Annotated in this window: 17 protein-coding genes; 8 read left to right on the forward strand and 9 right to left on the reverse strand. The window is 60.4% G+C overall.

From position 1 onward, the window contains the following. Positions 1 to 47: 47 nt before the first annotated feature. Positions 48 to 1124 carry an enoyl-CoA hydratase/isomerase family protein gene (locus CFB17_RS05340; protein WP_088560373.1) on the reverse strand — a complete coding sequence of 359 codons (1077 nt, stop codon included), beginning with the start codon at positions 1122 to 1124 and terminating at the stop codon, positions 48 to 50. Between the two features lie 142 nt (positions 1125 to 1266). Here CFB17_RS05340 and hemB point away from each other — a divergent pair, with 142 nt between their 5' ends. Beyond that, the gene (hemB, locus tag CFB17_RS05345) at positions 1267 to 2283 is read left to right on the forward strand and encodes a porphobilinogen synthase (RefSeq protein ID WP_088560374.1); all 1017 of its coding nucleotides are present in this window, start codon (positions 1267 to 1269) and stop codon (positions 2281 to 2283) included. A gap of 12 nt (positions 2284 to 2295) precedes the next feature. Here the strand turns inward: hemB and CFB17_RS05350 are convergent, their stop codons facing one another. The 7 genes from CFB17_RS05350 to ubiE form a co-directional block, all read right to left on the reverse strand. Continuing rightward, positions 2296 to 2604 (reverse strand): antibiotic biosynthesis monooxygenase family protein, encoded by a 309-nt coding sequence (locus CFB17_RS05350; protein WP_088560375.1) that lies wholly within the window; start codon positions 2602 to 2604, stop codon positions 2296 to 2298. Between the two features lie 221 nt (positions 2605 to 2825). After that, positions 2826 to 3377, reverse strand: a complete 552-nt coding sequence (locus CFB17_RS05355; protein WP_407642384.1) for an alpha/beta fold hydrolase — start codon at positions 3375 to 3377, stop codon at positions 2826 to 2828. Positions 3378 to 3485: 108 nt separating this feature from the next. Further along, positions 3486 to 3938: an RrF2 family transcriptional regulator gene (locus CFB17_RS05360; RefSeq protein ID WP_088560377.1), complete on the reverse strand. Its 453-nt coding sequence runs from the start codon at positions 3936 to 3938 to the stop codon at positions 3486 to 3488. Between the two features lie 27 nt (positions 3939 to 3965). Further along, positions 3966 to 4442: a dUTP diphosphatase gene (gene dut / locus CFB17_RS05365; protein ID WP_088560378.1), complete on the reverse strand. Its 477-nt coding sequence runs from the start codon at positions 4440 to 4442 to the stop codon at positions 3966 to 3968. Then, entirely contained in the window at positions 4442 to 5659 is a 1218-nt protein-coding gene (gene coaBC / locus CFB17_RS05370; protein WP_088560379.1) for a bifunctional phosphopantothenoylcysteine decarboxylase/phosphopantothenate--cysteine ligase CoaBC, read from the reverse strand. The genes dut and coaBC overlap by 1 nt, the downstream gene beginning before the upstream one ends. Before the next feature lie 52 nt (positions 5660 to 5711). Next, positions 5712 to 7217, reverse strand: a complete 1506-nt coding sequence (ubiB, locus tag CFB17_RS05375; protein ID WP_088560380.1) for a 2-polyprenylphenol 6-hydroxylase — start codon at positions 7215 to 7217, stop codon at positions 5712 to 5714. Positions 7218 to 7264: 47 nt separating this feature from the next. Beyond that, entirely contained in the window at positions 7265 to 8083 is an 819-nt protein-coding gene (gene ubiE, locus CFB17_RS05380) for a bifunctional demethylmenaquinone methyltransferase/2-methoxy-6-polyprenyl-1,4-benzoquinol methylase UbiE (protein ID WP_243389743.1), read from the reverse strand. Positions 8084 to 8285: 202 nt separating this feature from the next. Here ubiE and mutM point away from each other — a divergent pair, with 202 nt between their 5' ends. The 3 genes from mutM (at position 8286) to rpsT (ending at position 10332) form a co-directional block, all read left to right on the forward strand. Further along, positions 8286 to 9101 carry a bifunctional DNA-formamidopyrimidine glycosylase/DNA-(apurinic or apyrimidinic site) lyase gene (gene mutM, locus CFB17_RS05385; protein WP_088560381.1) on the forward strand — a complete coding sequence of 272 codons (816 nt, stop codon included), beginning with the start codon at positions 8286 to 8288 and terminating at the stop codon, positions 9099 to 9101. 51 nt (positions 9102 to 9152) lie between these two features. Continuing rightward, positions 9153 to 9929, forward strand: coding sequence for an enoyl-CoA hydratase (locus CFB17_RS05390; RefSeq protein ID WP_088560382.1), 777 nt, complete (start codon positions 9153 to 9155; stop codon positions 9927 to 9929). 127 nt (positions 9930 to 10056) lie between these two features. Further along, complete coding sequence (gene rpsT, locus CFB17_RS05395) at positions 10057 to 10332, forward strand: 30S ribosomal protein S20 (protein WP_088560383.1); 276 nt, start codon at positions 10057 to 10059, stop codon at positions 10330 to 10332. Between the two features lie 343 nt (positions 10333 to 10675). Here the strand turns inward: rpsT and CFB17_RS19575 are convergent, their stop codons facing one another. Further along, on the reverse strand, positions 10676 to 11017 hold the full coding sequence (locus CFB17_RS19575; RefSeq protein ID WP_243389773.1) for a hypothetical protein: 342 nt from the start codon (positions 11015 to 11017) through the stop codon (positions 10676 to 10678). Here CFB17_RS19575 and dnaA point away from each other — a divergent pair. The 4 genes from dnaA to gyrB all read left to right on the forward strand — a co-directional run bounded on the left by dnaA (position 10925) and on the right by gyrB (position 17209). After that, positions 10925 to 12337, forward strand: coding sequence for a chromosomal replication initiator protein DnaA (gene dnaA, locus CFB17_RS05400; RefSeq protein WP_243389765.1), 1413 nt, complete (start codon positions 10925 to 10927; stop codon positions 12335 to 12337). The genes CFB17_RS19575 and dnaA overlap by 93 nt on opposite strands. A 131-nt stretch (positions 12338 to 12468) precedes the next feature. Further along, positions 12469 to 13590: a DNA polymerase III subunit beta gene (gene dnaN / locus CFB17_RS05405; protein ID WP_088560384.1), complete on the forward strand. Its 1122-nt coding sequence runs from the start codon at positions 12469 to 12471 to the stop codon at positions 13588 to 13590. 83 nt (positions 13591 to 13673) lie between these two features. Further along, on the forward strand, positions 13674 to 14783 hold the full coding sequence (gene recF / locus CFB17_RS05410; protein WP_243389766.1) for a DNA replication/repair protein RecF: 1110 nt from the start codon (positions 13674 to 13676) through the stop codon (positions 14781 to 14783). Then, positions 14780 to 17209 (forward strand): DNA topoisomerase (ATP-hydrolyzing) subunit B, encoded by a 2430-nt coding sequence (gene gyrB / locus CFB17_RS05415; protein ID WP_088560386.1) that lies wholly within the window; start codon positions 14780 to 14782, stop codon positions 17207 to 17209. The genes recF and gyrB overlap by 4 nt, the downstream gene beginning before the upstream one ends. Positions 17210 to 17254: the final 45 nt, after the last annotated feature.

Below are 17254 nucleotides of genomic sequence, written 5' to 3' on the forward strand. Positions count from 1 at the left end.
GAGAAGGCTCATGCATGGGGGATGCAATCTGCTTATTCTTGTCAAAGCTACATCAAAACCAATTCGTCCTCTGTGTTCTTGAACGGCTGAAAGAACGCCTCGACTTCGGCATCATTCACCCGCTCTATCGACGGGTGCTGCCAGTGAGGTTGTTTATCCTTATCGATCAGCAGCGCTCGCACGCCCTCCGCAAAATCGCCTACCTCAAGGCTGCGGCAGGCCATACGGTATTCGAGACAAAGATCGCTCTCGAGATCAAGCTCGGCCCCCCGCTGCAGCAGCGACCAGGCTAGACGGCAGGAAAGCGGAGATCGCTCGCGAATTAAAGCTAGAGCTTCTGCCAACCACGGTACTTCCCCGGCTCGTTCCAGCTTATCGAGCAGATTTTGCAAGGAGGGCTGCCCGAATAGGTCAGCGATTGTCGAGGCGCGTTCGCCAAGTGAATTTTCAGACGATGAGCAGGGCCGCACGCGCGAACCGATGAGGTCGCGAAGTCTGATTTTCAGGCGTTGACCTTCGGCGGGCAAGTCGGCGATGGCTGTCTCGAGCTCGAGAAGTGAAGCCGCCGCCAGTCGATGTGTCGCAAGGCCCGCAAAGACGGCCTCCTCGGCATTCAACCGTGCGCCTGTAAGGGCCATGTAGGCGCCCACACCCGGAGGAGAGCGGGAGAGGAAATAGCCCGCCCCGACATCGGGGAAAAAGCCGATCATCGCTTCCGGCATGGCCAACACCGTGTTCTCGGTAGCGATTCTATAGCTCCCATGCACTGCAAGACCACAGCCGCCGCCCATGGTGATGCCGTCCATGAAGGAAACCACCGGCTTGGGAAAACGAGCGATCTGCGCATTCAGTCGGTACTCGTCGTGGAAGAAGGACGCAGCTGCGGCCGGTCCCTGGGCATTGCACTTCATGATGACGGCCCGAACATCGCCGCCCGCGCAAAAGGCACGGCCGGGCGTGCCTTTAAGGATGATGCAGGCGACCAGGGGGTCGTCCCGCCACCCCTCCAACTGATCCGAGATGGCCCGTACCATTTCGTGATCCAGAGCATTTAGCGCGCTAGGCCGATCCAGTTGGATGATGCCCGCAGAGCCGTTTCGTTTGACACGCACATAGTCGCTCATGGGTTCTCCCTGGCCCCAATGCGGCCGAAGCGGGCTTCGACGAATGCGAGACCCTGCCCTTCAAGGTTAGACGATTGTCGCTCTAACCTGGAAGGTATAGGTCAACGCGATCGTCTCCTCAGCAACCGGGGCAACAGTCCTTATGACGATCCCGAGCTTTCTCGCCACCCAGCCGCCTTTTCCTCATACGCGCCTCCGTCGCCTTCGCCAGCATCGCTGGTCGCGCGACATGGTGCGCGAGACGAGCCTTGTGCCATCCGATCTCATCCAGGGCATGTTCGTCACCGACGGCGAGAACAGGCGAGAGCCGATTCCCTCCCTCCCCGGTATGGCACGGCTTTCGGTCGACCTTCTCGTCGAGGAGTGCAAGCGCATCCGGGAACTCGGCATTCCAGCCATAGCGCTCTTCCCCATGACTCCTCAGGAGCGCAAGACGCCCGATGGCAGCGAAGCCTGGAACCAGGACAACCTCGTCTGCCGGGCCTGTCGCGCACTCAAGCGTACTGTCCCGGATCTGGGTATCGTTGGCGACGTCGCGCTGGACCCCTACACAAGTCATGGCCAGGACGGCGTTCTGATCGATGGTCAGATCGTCAACGATTTGACGCTCGAATCGCTCAAGTTACAGGCCGTGGCACAGGCCGCAGCTGGCTGTGATGTCATCGCACCTTCCGACATGATGGACGGGCGGATTGGCATCATTCGCGCCGCATTGGACGCGGAAGGTCTCAGCCAGACAATGATCCTTTCCTATGCAGCCAAGTACGCCTCGGGCTTCTATGGGCCGTTTAGGGACGCCATCGGCTCCAGCAGCGCACTCGGCAAGGCCGACAAGAAAACCTATCAGATGGACCCCGCCAATATCGTCGAAGCCTTGCGCGAGACGGCGCTCGACATTGCCGAAGGGGCGGACATGGTCATGGTCAAACCAGCCCTTCCCTATCTCGACATCATTCAGACAGTCAAAACCAGCTTCGGCTTGCCGACGATTGCCTATCACGTGAGTGGCGAGTACGCGATGGTCAAGGCAGCGGCCGAGCGCGGCTGGATAGACGGCGATGCCGCCATGCTCGAGAGCATAACCGCCATTAAACGCGCCGGCGCCGATGCCATCATTACTTATGCCGCTTCGGACATTGCTCGATGGCTGCGCGGCTAGCCATTGTCGGTGTCAGCAAAGATTGACGCTTTCGAAGGTTTCGAGCTGCGGATGGCCAAGATAGAGTGGCTTGCGGTCACCGGCACTTCGGTGGGCCATCCGAAAAGCTTCCGATTTTGTCCAATCTTCGAAAGCTTGGCGCGATGCCCATACCGAGTGCGAAGCATAGAGCGTGTATTCATCTGTCTTCGCGCCCCGAAGCAGATGAAAGGTCTTAAAGCCCGGCACCGATTCAAGGTGCGATTCACGGGTGCGCCAGACCTCCTCGAACGCCCCTTCCTCGCCGGGCATGATCTTGAAACGGTTCATTGCGATGAACATGGGTTACGAGCCTCTCTCTAAGTATTAATGCTGCTTAAACGCTCGTGCCAAGTGGCGACCTGATCGGGGTGCATGAGGGCTGGTGAATGACAGCCATCACTGAATGCTGCTCCGTCGGTCAAAGGGTCTTTCTGGCAAGTGGCGAAAGTGCCAGGGAGCAACAAGGTCCTTTTAAGCGCCGCGAAGCAGAAAGCGAGGCAACTTAGGTCCCGCCAGAGCGATCAAAGGTCGATAACCCCTTCGATCGACTTGAACTCTTGCCCGATCGCCGGATCATCGTACAGCCGGAGCTGTGCGTTCTGGTCGTGACGAATGCTATGACGTGCCAGATGTTGCCATTTCCATTCACTGAGCGCACCGAAGCCCACATAGACCCGACAGAGGTGAGTTTCGACGGCGCGAACATCGGTAAAGACCGGATCCTCGCCGACAAAGGGCAATCTGTGTAAGAGGCGCCGCCAGAAGAATAAACCGATATCGTTGAGGACCGGCGAACGGACAGCTTCAGGCCGGACTACGGCCAATGCCATCCCCATCAGCCTGCCCATCGACGTGCCGATCCAACCGATGCGCTGACGGCCCGGTAACGCCAGGCATCCCTGAACGTTGATCAGAAAAGTCTCGATCGCATACTCGTGCGGGGAGCTATGCCAACCGCTGCGACCTCGGCCGGCCATGCCCTGCACAAAGACTGTTCCGCCGCGACCGGCCAATACTGTAGCGAGACTATCGAAATCTCGGCTGTTGCGAGTCAGGCCGTGGACACAGACGATGGGACAGGCGTCGTCATACTTACCCTAGCGTGCAAAGGCTTGCAAAAACTCCGCTGGCGGGCAGCTCTAGCTGCTCTAGAAGCGGCTACGCCCCGGTCAATCGATGGTTCAGATCGCAAAATCGGGCGCCGCTTCTCGCTGAAATCGCACGCCCTTGTCAGCGGCGGTACGGCATAGCTCTTCCACAGTCGTATCATCCAAGCGCCGAACGAAGTCTTCTTCCAGCTGCATCCAAAACGGAGCCATGACGCGACTGCCTAGCTCGCTCTCCGAGCCGAGCGAAGTCTCTTCCTCGATCTCGTTTTTCCGGATCACGCGAAAGACGTCACCTATCGATATACGCCGTTGTTCCCTCGCAAGGCGATACCCGCCTCTAGGCCCGCGCACGCCTTTAAGGATTCCCGCGCGGACCAATTGCTGCATCACCTGTTCCAGATAGCGTTTGGGCAACCCCAGACGCATCGCGATGTCCTGACTTTGCACAGGCTCATTGCCACCATGACAACCGATATCAACCACGGCCTCGACGGCCAGCGCCAATTTCTTGGTGAGCCGCAACATCCCCTACCCTTTCGTTGCGCCAGCAGTTCACCCCTGACGTCCCGTCGAGCCAAAACCGCCGACGCCGCGCGCGGTGCCCTGCACATCGATTTGTTCTTCGCTCCACGCCAATCGTGCCACCGGTGCGACGACCATTTGCGCTATCCGCTCGCCGCGTACGAGAGAGACGGGCTCCTCACCCAAATTGATCAACAACACCTTGATCTCGCCACGATAATCAGCATCGATAGTGCCGGGCGCATTCAAAACGGTGATGCCATGGCGCATCGCCAGCCCCGAGCGTGGACGGACCTGCGCCTCATAACCGGAGGGAAGCGCTATACGCAGCCCGGTCGGCACCGCCTGCCATTGACGCGGCGCCAGGTGCAAAGGCTCGTCTTCCGGAATAGCCGCCATGAGATCGAGGCCAGCGGCATCCATGGTAGCATAGGCCGGCAAGGGCAAATCCGACGCATGCGGCAGCCGCTCGACGGTAACGCGAAGCAAGGACGCTGGCTCGACCATCAGAAATCCTCCCCGACAAGGTCGAGCGCGATCTCGGCCACCAGCCGCTTTGCCACACTCGTCTTCTCGGCGGTAGGCCAAGCCTCAGGCGGTCGATCACGGCGCAACAGGGTAACGGTGTTATTCAAGCCGCCGAACACGCCTTGGTTCGGCGACACATCGTTGGCCACGATCCAATCGCATCCCTTGCGCTCGAGCTTCGCCATAGCTTCACGCAGCGGATCACCGGTTTCGGCGGCGAACCCGACCACCAGACGCGGCCTGGACTGCGGGTGCCGGCTCAGCGACGCCAATATGTCGGGATTTTCCGCAAGCTCGATCGACATCGTTTTGCCTGCCACCTTTTTGATCTTCATCGCGTCCACATGCAGCGGCCGCCAATCGCCCACAGCAGCAGCGCAGATGGCAATGTCGACCGGCAACGCGGCCTCGCAGGCTGCCAGCATTTCGACAGCCGTCGTGACACCGATGCGCTCAACGCCAGCGGGCGGCGAGAGCGCAACCGGACCACTGACCAGCGTCACCGCTGCGCCGGCCTCGGCCAGCGCAGCGGCGATTGCATAACTCTGCCGTCCTGAGGAACGATTGGCTAAAAAGCGAACCGGATCGATCGGCTCGTGGGTCGGCCCACCGGTGACGAGCGCGCGCATGCCGACTAAAGGCTGCGATCGATTTGCTCCGTCTAGAATCTTCTCTATGGCATCTAAAATGGTCGCAGCCTCTGCCATACGACCCGAGCCGACCTCACCACATGCCATATCCCCGCTATCGGGTCCGACGAACTGGCATCCATCTTGCGCCAGTTGCGAGGCATTCCTGCGCGTCGCGGCCTTTGCCCACATCTGGGGATTCATCGCCGGTGCAAGCAGCACCGGCTTGTCAGCTGCCAGAAGGAGGGTCGATGCCAGATCGTCGCCATGACCGCCGGCGAGCTTGGCCATTAAATCGGCCGTCGCCGGAGCGACGACAACGAGGTCGGCTTCCCGCGATAATCGAATATGCCCCATTTCCGCTTCGTCTGTCAGCGAGAAAAGGTCATCATAGATCCGATCGCCGGCCAGCGCGGCCACACTGAGCGGAGTAACGAAATGCTTTGCAGCGGCCGTCATGACGCAATGGAACGCCAGCCCGCGCTCCCGACCACGCCGGATCAGCTCCAGGCATTTATAAGCAGCAATACCGCCGCCGATGACAAGAAGGATGCGTCGCCCCTGCATGGCCAGCCAACCTCGAAGCTCGCTCCGCGATTTACGGAGCCTTTATTGTCGTTCAACGCCAACCGATGGCAAGACCGATCGTGAACGCGACGAGCACGATCACGAACCAATAGAAATGGTGTCGCGGATTCAGATCGCGAACGAGCACGCGAGTCTGCTGCACGTCCGCCTCAAGCCGGGCCACAAGGCGAGGGATGCGCTCAAAGAGTGTCGCCCATTCAGCGACGTTGCGCTTGACCGTCGCCGCAGGACCAAGATGGCGCCGCATCCATTCCTCGACCAGAGGCTGGGCCACTTGCCACATATTGATCCGGGGATTGAGAGCACGGCCGACGCCCTCGGCGACCACCATCGTCTTCTGCAGTAGAAGCAGCTGGGGTTCGGTCGTCATCTCGAAAGTTGCTGCGGTCGCAAGCAGCTGTCCCAGGAGCCGGGCAAAGGAGATCTTCTCGAGCGGGAGGCCCAAAATGGGCTCGCCGACCGCACGTAGTGCTTGAGTAAAGGCCGATTTGTCCTGATCCACAGGCACATAGCCCGCGCGAAAGAAAACATCGGCGACCTTGGCATAGTCCCGCGTGAGGAAACCGAGCAGAACGAGGGCCAGATCGCGCCGCATCTCCATATCGATCCTGCCCATGATGCCGAAATCGAGGGCGATGATTCGACCCGTCGAGGGGTCGATTCGCATGTTTCCAGGATGCATATCGGCATGGAAGAAACCGTCGCGAAATACCTGGTTGAAGAAAACCCGGCTGGCGTTCTCAAGAATGGCGGTACGATCGAGACCGGCGGCGTCTAGAGCCATCGTCTCGTCAGGCCGCACGCCATCGACCCATTCAAAGGTGACAACGCGCTTAGCCGTTCGCTCCCAGTCGACCGCAGGCACACCGAAGGCCTCGTCATCGGCATTGTTCAGCGCAAATTCCGAAGCGGCAGACGCTTCCAACCGGAGATCCATCTCGGCACGTGTCGCCCGTGCAAAAAGTCCGACTGTCTCGATCAGGCGAAGACGGCGCAAGGGCGCATGCAGACGCTCGGCCCAGTTAGCCAGCCAGACAAAGAAATCGAGATCGTGCTCGATCCGACGCTCTATGCCGGGTCGAAGGATCTTTACGGCGACCAGGTCACCCTCCATCGTGACCGCTCGATGCACCTGTGCAATCGAGGCGGCCGCGACAGGCTCATCCTCGAAGACCGCAAACAGCGCCTCGATCGGCTTGCCCAGTTGTCGCTCGACCGTGGCTCTGGCCTCGGCGGCAGGAAAGGACGGGAGCCGGTCCTGCAAGAGGGCCAAATCCCGGGCCATCGTCTCACCGACAAGATCGGCACGCGTTGCCAGGCTTTGGCCGAGCTTGATAAAGGCGGGGCCCAGTTCCTGGAGCGCCTTGGCAAGCCGCTCGCCCGGCCGCCCCGCGGCGGCCTTGTTGGTGATTGGTCGGGCTAATCGCACGAATGGTTCGAGTTGCGGAACCAATTCGAACACGAAAAGCGCATCGTAGCGGGCCAAAATGAAACCGATTTTCAAAAACCGGCTGACATGACGCAAGGGATGCTTCATGCGGCGGACTTGCGCCACGAGATCACGCGCCGCCTGATCGCCATGATCTAGATCTTCCAGCCCGAATGAATTGCCGCGATCCCACCCGAGACGTTTCGATAGGTCACGTTGCGAAACCCTGCGGCGCGAACCAACCCCAGATAAGTGGCCTGATCGGGAAATCTGCGAATGCTTTCCGCGAGGTAGCGGTAACTCTCGGCATCCTGCGCGACGATTCGACCAAGGAGCGGCAGCACGTTGAATGAATAACGGTCATAAAGCTTGTCGAGTACCGGCAGGAAGACCCGGCTGAACTCCAGACAGAGAAACCTGCCGCCGGGGCGAAGGACACGATGTGCTTCAGCCAATGCCCGCTCGATGTGGGTTACGTTGCGCATACCGAAAGCGATCGTGTAGGCGTCGACGGCGTTGCCTGGGAGCGGCAGGGCCATCGCGTCCCCGGTCACCCAGTCAAGATTGGCAAGCCTGCCTTTATTGATGGCCTTCCCACGACCTACCCGCAGCATCTGATAGTTGATGTCGATCAGCGTGACCCGACCAACGAGCGGCTGCCGATCCAAAATGCGCATGGCGATGTCGCCGGTCCCCCCCGCCACATCGAGATAGTGGCGGCCGGGCCGCGGCGCCAACCAGTCGATGAGCGCTGCCTTCCAAAGGCGGTGAATGCCACCGCTCATCAGATCGTTCATGAGATCATAGCGCTCGGCGACACTGTCGAAAACAGCGCGCACCATGGTCGCTTTGGCCTGAGGATCGACTTTGCGGTAACCGAACGAAGCGGCTAAATCCTCCGCTGCAGACGCTGGCGCGCCGCTGCCCGCCGCAGGTTGCCGCCCCTCACCTCGCTCCTGTCCTGGCTCACTCAAGATCGCCCCTTTCCTCTTGCCCGGCCTGCCCGGCTCATGCAGATAGCCCGGCAGCGCGGATCTTCGAGCGTCCGGCATGGCGCGGACGGCATCCACCTGTGTGCTCGATAACGGTGGTGGCCGAGGGGTGGCAAGCCTTGGCCCTCCCCGATATCGACTTGCCCGCGACGTGAACCAGGATTCTCTAACCGCAGGGGAAAAAGTGCCCGAACTTCCCGAGGTTGAAACGGTCATGCGGGCGATGCGACTGCGTCTCATCGGCCGCCGGCTCTTGCGCCTGCGGTTGCACAGGCCGGACCTCCGCTTTCCCATTCCCCCAGGCCTAGCCGATCAAGTCGCGGGGCTGACCGTCACTTCCCTCGACCGACGCGCCAAATACATTCTCGTTCACATGGGCGAGGAGCACGTCCTTCTGCTTCATCTGGGCATGTCCGGTCGCCTGGTCTTCGATGGACCGGCCGGCGCCTTGCACGAGCATGTGACATTCGAGTTCGACGACGACACCATGCTTCGCTTTATTGACCCACGGCGATTTGGCATGCTTGACATCAGCCGGCCCTCCGAACTGTCTGAACATCGGTGGCTCCGGCATCTCGGAGAAGAGCCCTTGGGCGCTCATTTCACGGGGCGGTGTCTCAAAGGCCTGCTGGGCCGATCGCGCAGCGCGATCAAGACGGCCATCATGGACCAGAGAAGGGTGGTTGGCGTGGGCAACATCTATGCTAGCGAGGCCCTCTTCGAGGCCAGGATAGCTCCCACTCGCCCGGCTGGTGAACTTTCCATGCGCCACGCCACACGTCTGGCCGAAGCCATCCAGTCAGTGCTGAGGCGTGCCATCGACGCCGGCGGCTCATCGCTGCGTGATTATGTCCAGGCCAATGGCGAGCTCGGCAACTTTCAGCGCTTCTTTCAAGTATATGATCGTGAAGGCAATCCCTGCGTCGTGTGCGGCGATCCGATCTCCCGCACCGTCCAGGGTGGCCGCGCCACCTATTTCTGCGCTGCCTGCCAGCGTTGACAGAAAATCGGGCAGCTCTTCTAAATTGCGGCCCAACGAGGGGATTGGCCGATGACCTACGAGACGATCCTGGTCGAGACAACCCACGAGGTGGGGCTGGTCACGCTCAATCGGCCAGCAACGTTGAATGCCCTCAATGCGCAACTCATCAGCGAACTTGAGGACGCCCTCACCCGCTTCGATGCCGATCCCAACGTCGCGGCCACGATCATCACCGGCTCTGAGCGGGCATTCGCCGCCGGCGCTGACGTCAAAGAGATGGTCGACCATGATTTTGCCTCGGCCTATGAAAGCGATTTCATCGGTCGCTGGGCCGCAATAGCTTCGCATAGAAAACCATTGATTGCCGCCGTCGCAGGCTTTGCGCTCGGGGGCGGCTGCGAACTTGCCCTCATGTGCGACATCCTGATCGCCGCAGAGAATGCCAAATTTGGCCAGCCGGAGGTTAATCTGGGGATCCTGCCTGGAGCCGGTGGGTCGCAGCGCCTGCCACGCGCCGTCGGCAAGGCCAAGGCAATGGATATGATCCTTACCGGCCGCTTCATGGGTGCCCAGGAAGCGGAGCGATGTGGCCTCGTCGCTCGCGTCGTACCCTTTGCGGATCTCCTGGCCACGGCGATGCAGATCGGCCAGGCCATTGCGGCCAAGCCAAGAGCCGCCGTGCAGATGGCCAAGGAGGCCACGAACGTGGCTTTCGAGACGAGCTTAGCGGAAGGGCTTCGGTTCGAGCGACGCGCCTTCTACGCCACCTTTGCCAGCCCCGAACAACGTGAGGGGATGACAGCCTTTTTGGAAAAGCGTAAACCGTCCTTCAATCATGGACGATGAAGAACTTCGCGTCACCGGTTGCTCCATCAGCTAGGCGACGGCTGATTCTCGGAGGACGCGCAGTTACGGATTGACGGTCACCCGCGCAACACTTATAGGGGCGCGCTCGACCTCTGGAGAACATATTTTGGCAAACACACCTTCTGCAAGGAAGCGTGCTCGGCAGAGCGTGAAGCGCGCGGCCATCAATCGGATGCATGTCAGCCGTATCCGCTCTTCCGTCCGCAAGGTGGAGGAAGCTGTTGCCGGCGGTAATTACGACAGCGCCCGCGAGGCGTTCGCCGCAGCGGAACCTTTGCTGCGTCGGGGCGTTGGCCAAGGCGTGCTGCATCTAAATACTGTGTCACGCAAGATCTCGCGCCTGTCGCGCAGCGTGAAGGCCCTCGCCCAGCCCGCAGTCTGATTTCAGCGCCCGTCCGGTTTATCCGGATGGGTCTGTAGCATGCCGCTGCTGCGGTATTAAAAAAGTGCCTTGCGGCCTGTAAGCTGCAAGGCATTTTTATTTGTATTTGACATATTTTCAAGAATCGCGCGTTCTCCTTTCGATCCTCTTGCAAGCTCCGACCGCAGTTCGTAACATTCGACATCGTCGCATCAAGGCCCTCCGAGCCGTTTCCAGCGGTGGCGATTACTTGATGAGAATTTGTGCAAGCTGCTTCCATCCGATCGGATACTTTGCTTGCCGCTTGGCTGATGGTCATTTGCCACATGACGGGGAAGCAGAGCACGTTCCACGCTTCTTTCAATCATGAGTGCGTCAAACGCACTTTCTTATGTTGGCGTGATGGTTTTTCGATGGAAAGCCCGCGCCTCTTTATGCAAACCTTGGCCGCCTGAGGGGGACCATGGCCGGAAGGCCAAAGATCGAGATGGCTTATGCCACCGCCCGCGCCGTCGTAAGGGAGCCGATGTCCGACCGGTCCAGCGATCTTGTTGATCAGTGGCGCGACGTGCTGGCCGTCCTGCGGAGCGAATTTGGCGATGTGTCGTCGGGTATGCTGAAGCGGCTCGACGTTATCGGCCAGGAAGGCGAACGCGTTCTCGTCGGCGTTCCGACGCACTTCATACGTGATTTCGTCGGCCGTCATTACGGCGACCGCATACGCTCGGCCTGGGCCGCCATAAATCCTGCGGTGCGATCGGTAACACTCCACGTTCGCCCGGATGTCGGCGCAGCAAGAAACGAAGCTCCGTCGCCGCCGCTTGGCGAAAGAGGCGCGCGACCCTCATTAGATGAACGCCGATCTACGGCGTTTGCTGCGAGCCCTACAGAACCGCCGGTCGATGAGGACTCATTCAGTCAAGGCTATGGCGTTCGGCCCGACGCCGGAATGCGGGAAGCGCCCACGACGCAGAGCGAGGTGGCCGAACTGCCGCTGGGCGACCTTTCGGGCCGCCTCGACCCTCGTTTTACATTTGAGCGCTTCATCGTCGGCAAGCCCAATGAGTTCGCGGTCGCCGCGGCCGAACGAGTCGCTTCCTCGCCCAAGCCGTCATTCAACCCGCTTTTCCTTCATGGCGGCGTTGGCCTCGGCAAGACTCATCTCATGCATGCGATCGCCTGGCGCGTACGCCAGCGCGACCCGCAGCGTAAGATCGTCTATCTGTCGGCAGAGAAGTTTATGTATCAGTTCGTTCGCGCGCTGCGCGAGCAGAACACCATCGGCTTCAAGGAGTTGTTCCGCTCCGTCGACATGCTAATGGTCGATGATGTGCAATTCATCTCGGGCAAGGAAAGCACGCAAGAGGAATTTTTCCATACCTTCAATGCCCTCGTTGATCGCGGCAAGCAGATCGTGATTTCAGCTGATCGCAGCCCTTCCGATCTTTCGGGATTGGAAGAACGGATCCGTTCGCGGCTGTCCTGGGGCCTTGTTGCAGATATTCATCCCACCACCTACGAACTGCGCCTTGGGATCCTGCAGTCCAAGGCCGAACAGATGCGGCTCGACGTACCGCTTCGGGTTATCGAGTTCCTGGCGCACCGGATCACCTCGAACGTCCGCGAGCTCGAAGGCGCGCTCAACCGGATCGTCCATCAGGCCAGCCTGACCGAGCGCGTGGTTTCGATCGAGATGGCCTCGGAGATCCTCAAGGATGTTCTGCGCGCTGCCGACCGCCGAGTAACAATCGACGAGATACAAAAATCGGTCGTCGACCATTATGGCCTGAAGCTGACCGACATGACCTCCAGCCGGCGAAGCCGCGCTGTGGCTCGGCCGCGTCAGGTGGCGATGTATCTCTCAAAATTGTTGACCCCGAGGTCGCTGCCAGAAATCGGCAAGAGATTCGGCGGCCGGGATCATACGACGGTCATGCACGCTGTTCGCCAGATCGAACGTCTGGTCGTCGAGGACAAGGCGCTAGCCGAGGACGTGGAACTGCTCAAGCGCCGGCTTCAGGCCTGAGCTACTCGAGGCGGGCCGAGCTAAAAGGGTACGCTCAAAGGGGTGCGTCAGCACATAAAAAGCTGCTAGGATGCTGGCCCGACGGTTCTGGCCGCCGGGTCTTTTTCTGTCGCCGGAGCCTTTGACCTACGATGAAGATCACGATCGAGCGTGCGGCGCTGTTGCGGTCGCTCTCCCATATCCAGAATGTCGTTGAGCGGCGGACCACCATCCCGATCTTGAGCAATGTCAAGCTGGAGGCGCGCGACGAAAACCTGGCGCTGACGGCCACCGATCTCGATCTTACGCTGATGGCCAATGAAAAGGCGGACGTGATCGATCCTGGCGTAACAACTGTCTCGGCTCACACATTCTTCGACATCGTACGAAAATTTCCTGGCGAAGCAGCAATCACCCTGGAGCAGGCCGCGGGCAGTACGGAGATGACGGTCGAAGCCGGCCGGTCGGTGTTCCATCTTCCCTGCCTTGCCGCCGACGAGTTCCCGGCAATGTCCCTGGAAGAGCTCGACGTTCGCTTCGAGATCCTGCCCGCCGATTTGGCGCGCCTGATCGACAAGACTCGTTTCGCGATCTCGACGGAGGAGACACGCTATTACTTGAACGGCATCCATATGCATGCTGCAGGCAGCGGACCCACTGGGACGTTGCGGGGCGTGGCGACCGACGGCCATCGCCTCAGCCGAGTCGAGGTTCCGCTGCCGCCGGGCGCAGAGAACATGCCGCCCATCATCGTACCGCGAAAGACCGTGGGCGAGATTCGCAAGCTGATCGAAACTGCGGGGGATGTCCCCGTCCAGGTTGCCGTGTCAAGCGCCCGGATCCAGTTCGGCTGCGGCCCGGATATGCTCGTCTCGCGCCTCATTGATGGTACGTTCCCAGATTACGAGCGTGTCATTCCCATGAGCAATGAGCGCGTGGCCTCACTCCCAGCCAAGGTCTTCGCCGAAGCGGTGGATCGGGTTGCCACAATCTCGACCGAAAAGGCTCGGGCCGTCAAACTTGCGTTCGATACTGGCAAGATCACGATCTCGGCTGTTAGCGCCGACGCCGGTCGGGCCGTCGAAGAACTGGACGCCGAGTATCCTGACGGCGCCCTCGAGATCGGCTTTAATGCCCGCTATATTCTCGACATGATGTCGCAGATTGACGGCGGCGAGGTCCGCATCGAGATGGCTAACGCCGCCGCGCCGACGGTCGTCAGAGACCCTGCCGACAGCGGCGCGCTCTACGTTCTCATGCCCATGCGGGTTTGATGGCGACATTTGCTGTAAATAGAGCCGACTTGACCCAGCCGGGCATTCAAGCGAACCGTTCCTCGCCGATTGCCATACGGCAAATGCGGCTGCGCGACTTTCGCAACTATCGACGCCTTGATATCGAGACGGACTCTCGCCCGATCATCCTGACCGGCGACAATGGCGCGGGAAAAACGAATCTCCTGGAGGCAATTTCACTCTTAGCGCCAGGACGAGGCATTCGCCGCGCCAGCTTAAGCGAGCTCACGCGCGAGGGGGGGCACACATGGGCAGTCACTGCAACCATCGCTTCCGGCAAGGAGCTTGTTGGAGTGACCACCGGGCGACGCAGCGACAGCGAGCGGCGATTGATCGAGATCGAAGGCGTGGCTACGCGCTCGCAGAGTGAACTTGCGGCGTTCATGGGGGCAACTTGGCTAACCCCGGCCCAGGATCGCCTTTTCATGGATTCGCCCGCGGCCCGACGCCGCTTTCTCGACCGCTTGGTCCTCGCCATTGATAATGGCCACGCGCGGCGCGTCGCAAGCTATGAACGCACCTTGCGCGAGCGCGTTCTTCTTCTAAGGCAGGCGAGGCCTGATCCCCATTGGCTTCGGGCCATCGAACAGCGCTTGGCCGAAGAGGGAATTGCCATAGCGGCCGCGAGACGCGAACTCGTTCAGGCACTAGATGGCGTGCTTGCTGGCGCGCCCTCGGGCGATTCCGCCCCAATGTCACCCTTTCCGGCCGCCCATTTGGCCCTTGAAGGTGGCGTCGACGCGATGCTGGAGTCGATGCCGGCTGTCAGAGCTGAGGCGCTGCTGATAGAACAACTGGCAGACGCGCGACAGGCTGACAGCCTACAGGGCGGCACCTCGCATGGACCGCATCGCAGTGATCTTCGAGTGATCGACGCCGAAAGTGGACGTGAGGCGACCGCCTGTTCGACCGGACGGCAGAAATCATTGCTGCTCGGCATCGTGCTGGCCGAGGCCCGACTGCGTGCTGATCGCCAGGGTCAATTGCCGATCATTCTACTGGACGAAGTTGTCGCTCACCTCGATGAACGGCGGCGTATCCAGCTCTTCGATTATCTCGTGGCTCTAGGCGCCCAGACTTGGTTGACGGGTACCGACGAGCCGAACTTCGCGCCCCTTAAAGGCGCGGCCCAATTTTTCCATGTGCAAGATGCGGTACTGATACGACGATGAGCGAACAGACTGAATCCTCAAGCGACAGCTACACCGCATCCTCGATCCAGGTTCTCGAGGGACTAGAAGCCGTCCGTAAGCGTCCTGGCATGTATATCGGCGACACCGATGACGGCTCAGGCCTGCACCACATGGTCTTCGAGGTCGTCGACAACGCGATCGACGAGGCCCTGGCCGGCCACGCGACACGGGTCGAGGTAACGCTCAACCCAGACGGCTCATGCACCGTCGCGGATGACGGACGAGGTATCCCAGTCGACATTCACGAGGGCCAGGGCGTTTCAGCCGCCGAAGTCATCATGACCGTCCTCCACGCCGGCGGAAAATTCAACCAGAATTCCTACAAGGTCTCCGGTGGCCTGCATGGCGTCGGTGTCTCGGTCGTCAACGCACTGTCGGACTGGCTGACCCTAAGGGTTTGGCGCGATGGCAACCTCTACGCGATGCGCTTCAAAAACGGCGGCATCCCCGTGGCACCACTGGAGGAGGTCGGGCCCGACGCGAGCCGACGCGGCACGGAGATCACGTTCATGCCGTCGCAGGAGGTATTCGCCAAGGACGATCCTCGCAAACTCTCCTTCTCCTATGCCATTCTTGAGCATCGGCTGCGCGAATTGGCATTTCTCAATACCGGCGCGCGGGTAATCCTAAAGGATCTTCGCGGCGAAACGCCCAAGGAAGAGGTCTTCTTCTATGAAGGCGGAATTGAGGCGTTCGTGGTCTGGCTCGACAGATCGCGCACCACATTGCACGTACCCGTCGTCATCAAGTCGGAGCGCGAGGCGATCACCGTCGAGGTCGCCATGGCGTGGAACGATGGTTACCACGAGACGATGCTCTGCTTCACCAACAACATCCCTCAGCGGGACGGCGGCACGCATCTGACGGGTTTCCGTCAGGCTCTCACGCGCTCGATTAACGCCTACGCCGAGGCCTCCGGCGTGATCAAGCGTGACAAGGTCCAATTGACCGGCGACGATATGCGCGAGGGGCTGACCTGCGTTCTCTCCGTCAAGATGCCCGACCCTAAGTTCAGCTCTCAAACCAAGGACAAGCTCGTATCCTCGGAGATAACGCCCATCGTCTCCGGTGCGGTTTCCGAAGCGCTGGAGCGATGGCTGGGCGAGCACCCGGTCGAGGCAAAGGCCATCATGGGGAAGGTCGTCGAGGCCGCGACCGCACGCGAGGCGGCGAGAAAAGCTCGCGAGCTGACGCGGCGCAAAGGTGCGCTCGACATCGCCAACCTGCCGGGCAAGCTTGCGGACTGCCAGGAGCGCGATCCAGCCAAGTCAGAACTCTTCATCGTTGAGGGAGACAGTGCCGGCGGCTCCGCCAAGCAGGGCCGCGACCGTTCCTACCAGGCCATTTTGCCTTTGCGTGGCAAAATCTTGAACGTCGAACGCTCCCGCGTCGACCGTGTCCTCGGCAATCAGGAGATTGGCACGCTGATCACGGCGCTGGGCACCGGCATCCGAGACGAGTTCGACATCGGCAAGCTGCGCTATCACAGCATCGTCATCATGACGGATGCCGATGTCGACGGCTCGCATATCCGTACCCTGCTCCTGACCTTCTTTTATCGTCATCTGCCGGAGGTCATCGAGCAAGGACATCTCTTCATTGCTCAGCCGCCGCTTTATCGCGTCAAACGGGGAAGCAAGGAGCGCTATCTTAAGGACGACTCGGCACTCGAGGCCTACCTCATTGAGGACGGCCTGGACGACACGTCGTTACGTCTTGAAGATGGCAGCGAGATCAAGGGCGATGAACTTGTCGAGCTTATCACTGCAGCTCGGCAAATTCGCCACTTGCTGACGAGCTTCGCGCGAAAACTGCCGATCGAGCTGACCGAGGCCATCGCGCTGGAAAACGGGCTCAATGAACAAGCTCTCGTCGACGAAGCCGAAGCGCTTCGTCTAGCGCAACTCGTTGCCCAACGCCTCAGCCTTGCAGGCAAAGGCGGCTGGACGGCATTTCGCGACGATCAGGGCGTCCTCGTTTTCCAAAAACAGCACGGCGACCGACGGGAACGCCATCGGCTCGACGAAAGTGTCCTCAGAGCGCCCGAGGCTCGTCGCCTTGCCGATGCGACGGCCAAGGTGGCTAACGTGTTTCTCCGCCCGGGCACGCTGGTCCGGCGCGAGCAAGAGCGAGCAGTGTATGGGCCGGCGGGACTGGTCGACACGATTCTCGAACAAGGTCGGCGTGGGCTCGGGATTCAACGATACAAGGGCCTGGGCGAAATGAATCCGGAGCAGCTATGGGAGACAACGCTTGACCCCACCAAGCGCAGCCTCCTGCAGGTAAAGGTTGACCATGTGGGCGAAGCCGAATCGATCTTTACGACGTTGATGGGCGAAGTCGTCGATCCGCGCCGTGAGTTCATTCAGGAAAATGCGCTACGCGTCGTCAATCTGGATATCTGAGGCCCAGAGCGCCAAATTCACCGCGGGACGCCCAACTCGTCAAAA

Source organism: Arboricoccus pini, assembly GCF_900187945.1.
GTDB lineage: Bacteria > Pseudomonadota > Alphaproteobacteria > Geminicoccales > Geminicoccaceae > Arboricoccus > Arboricoccus pini.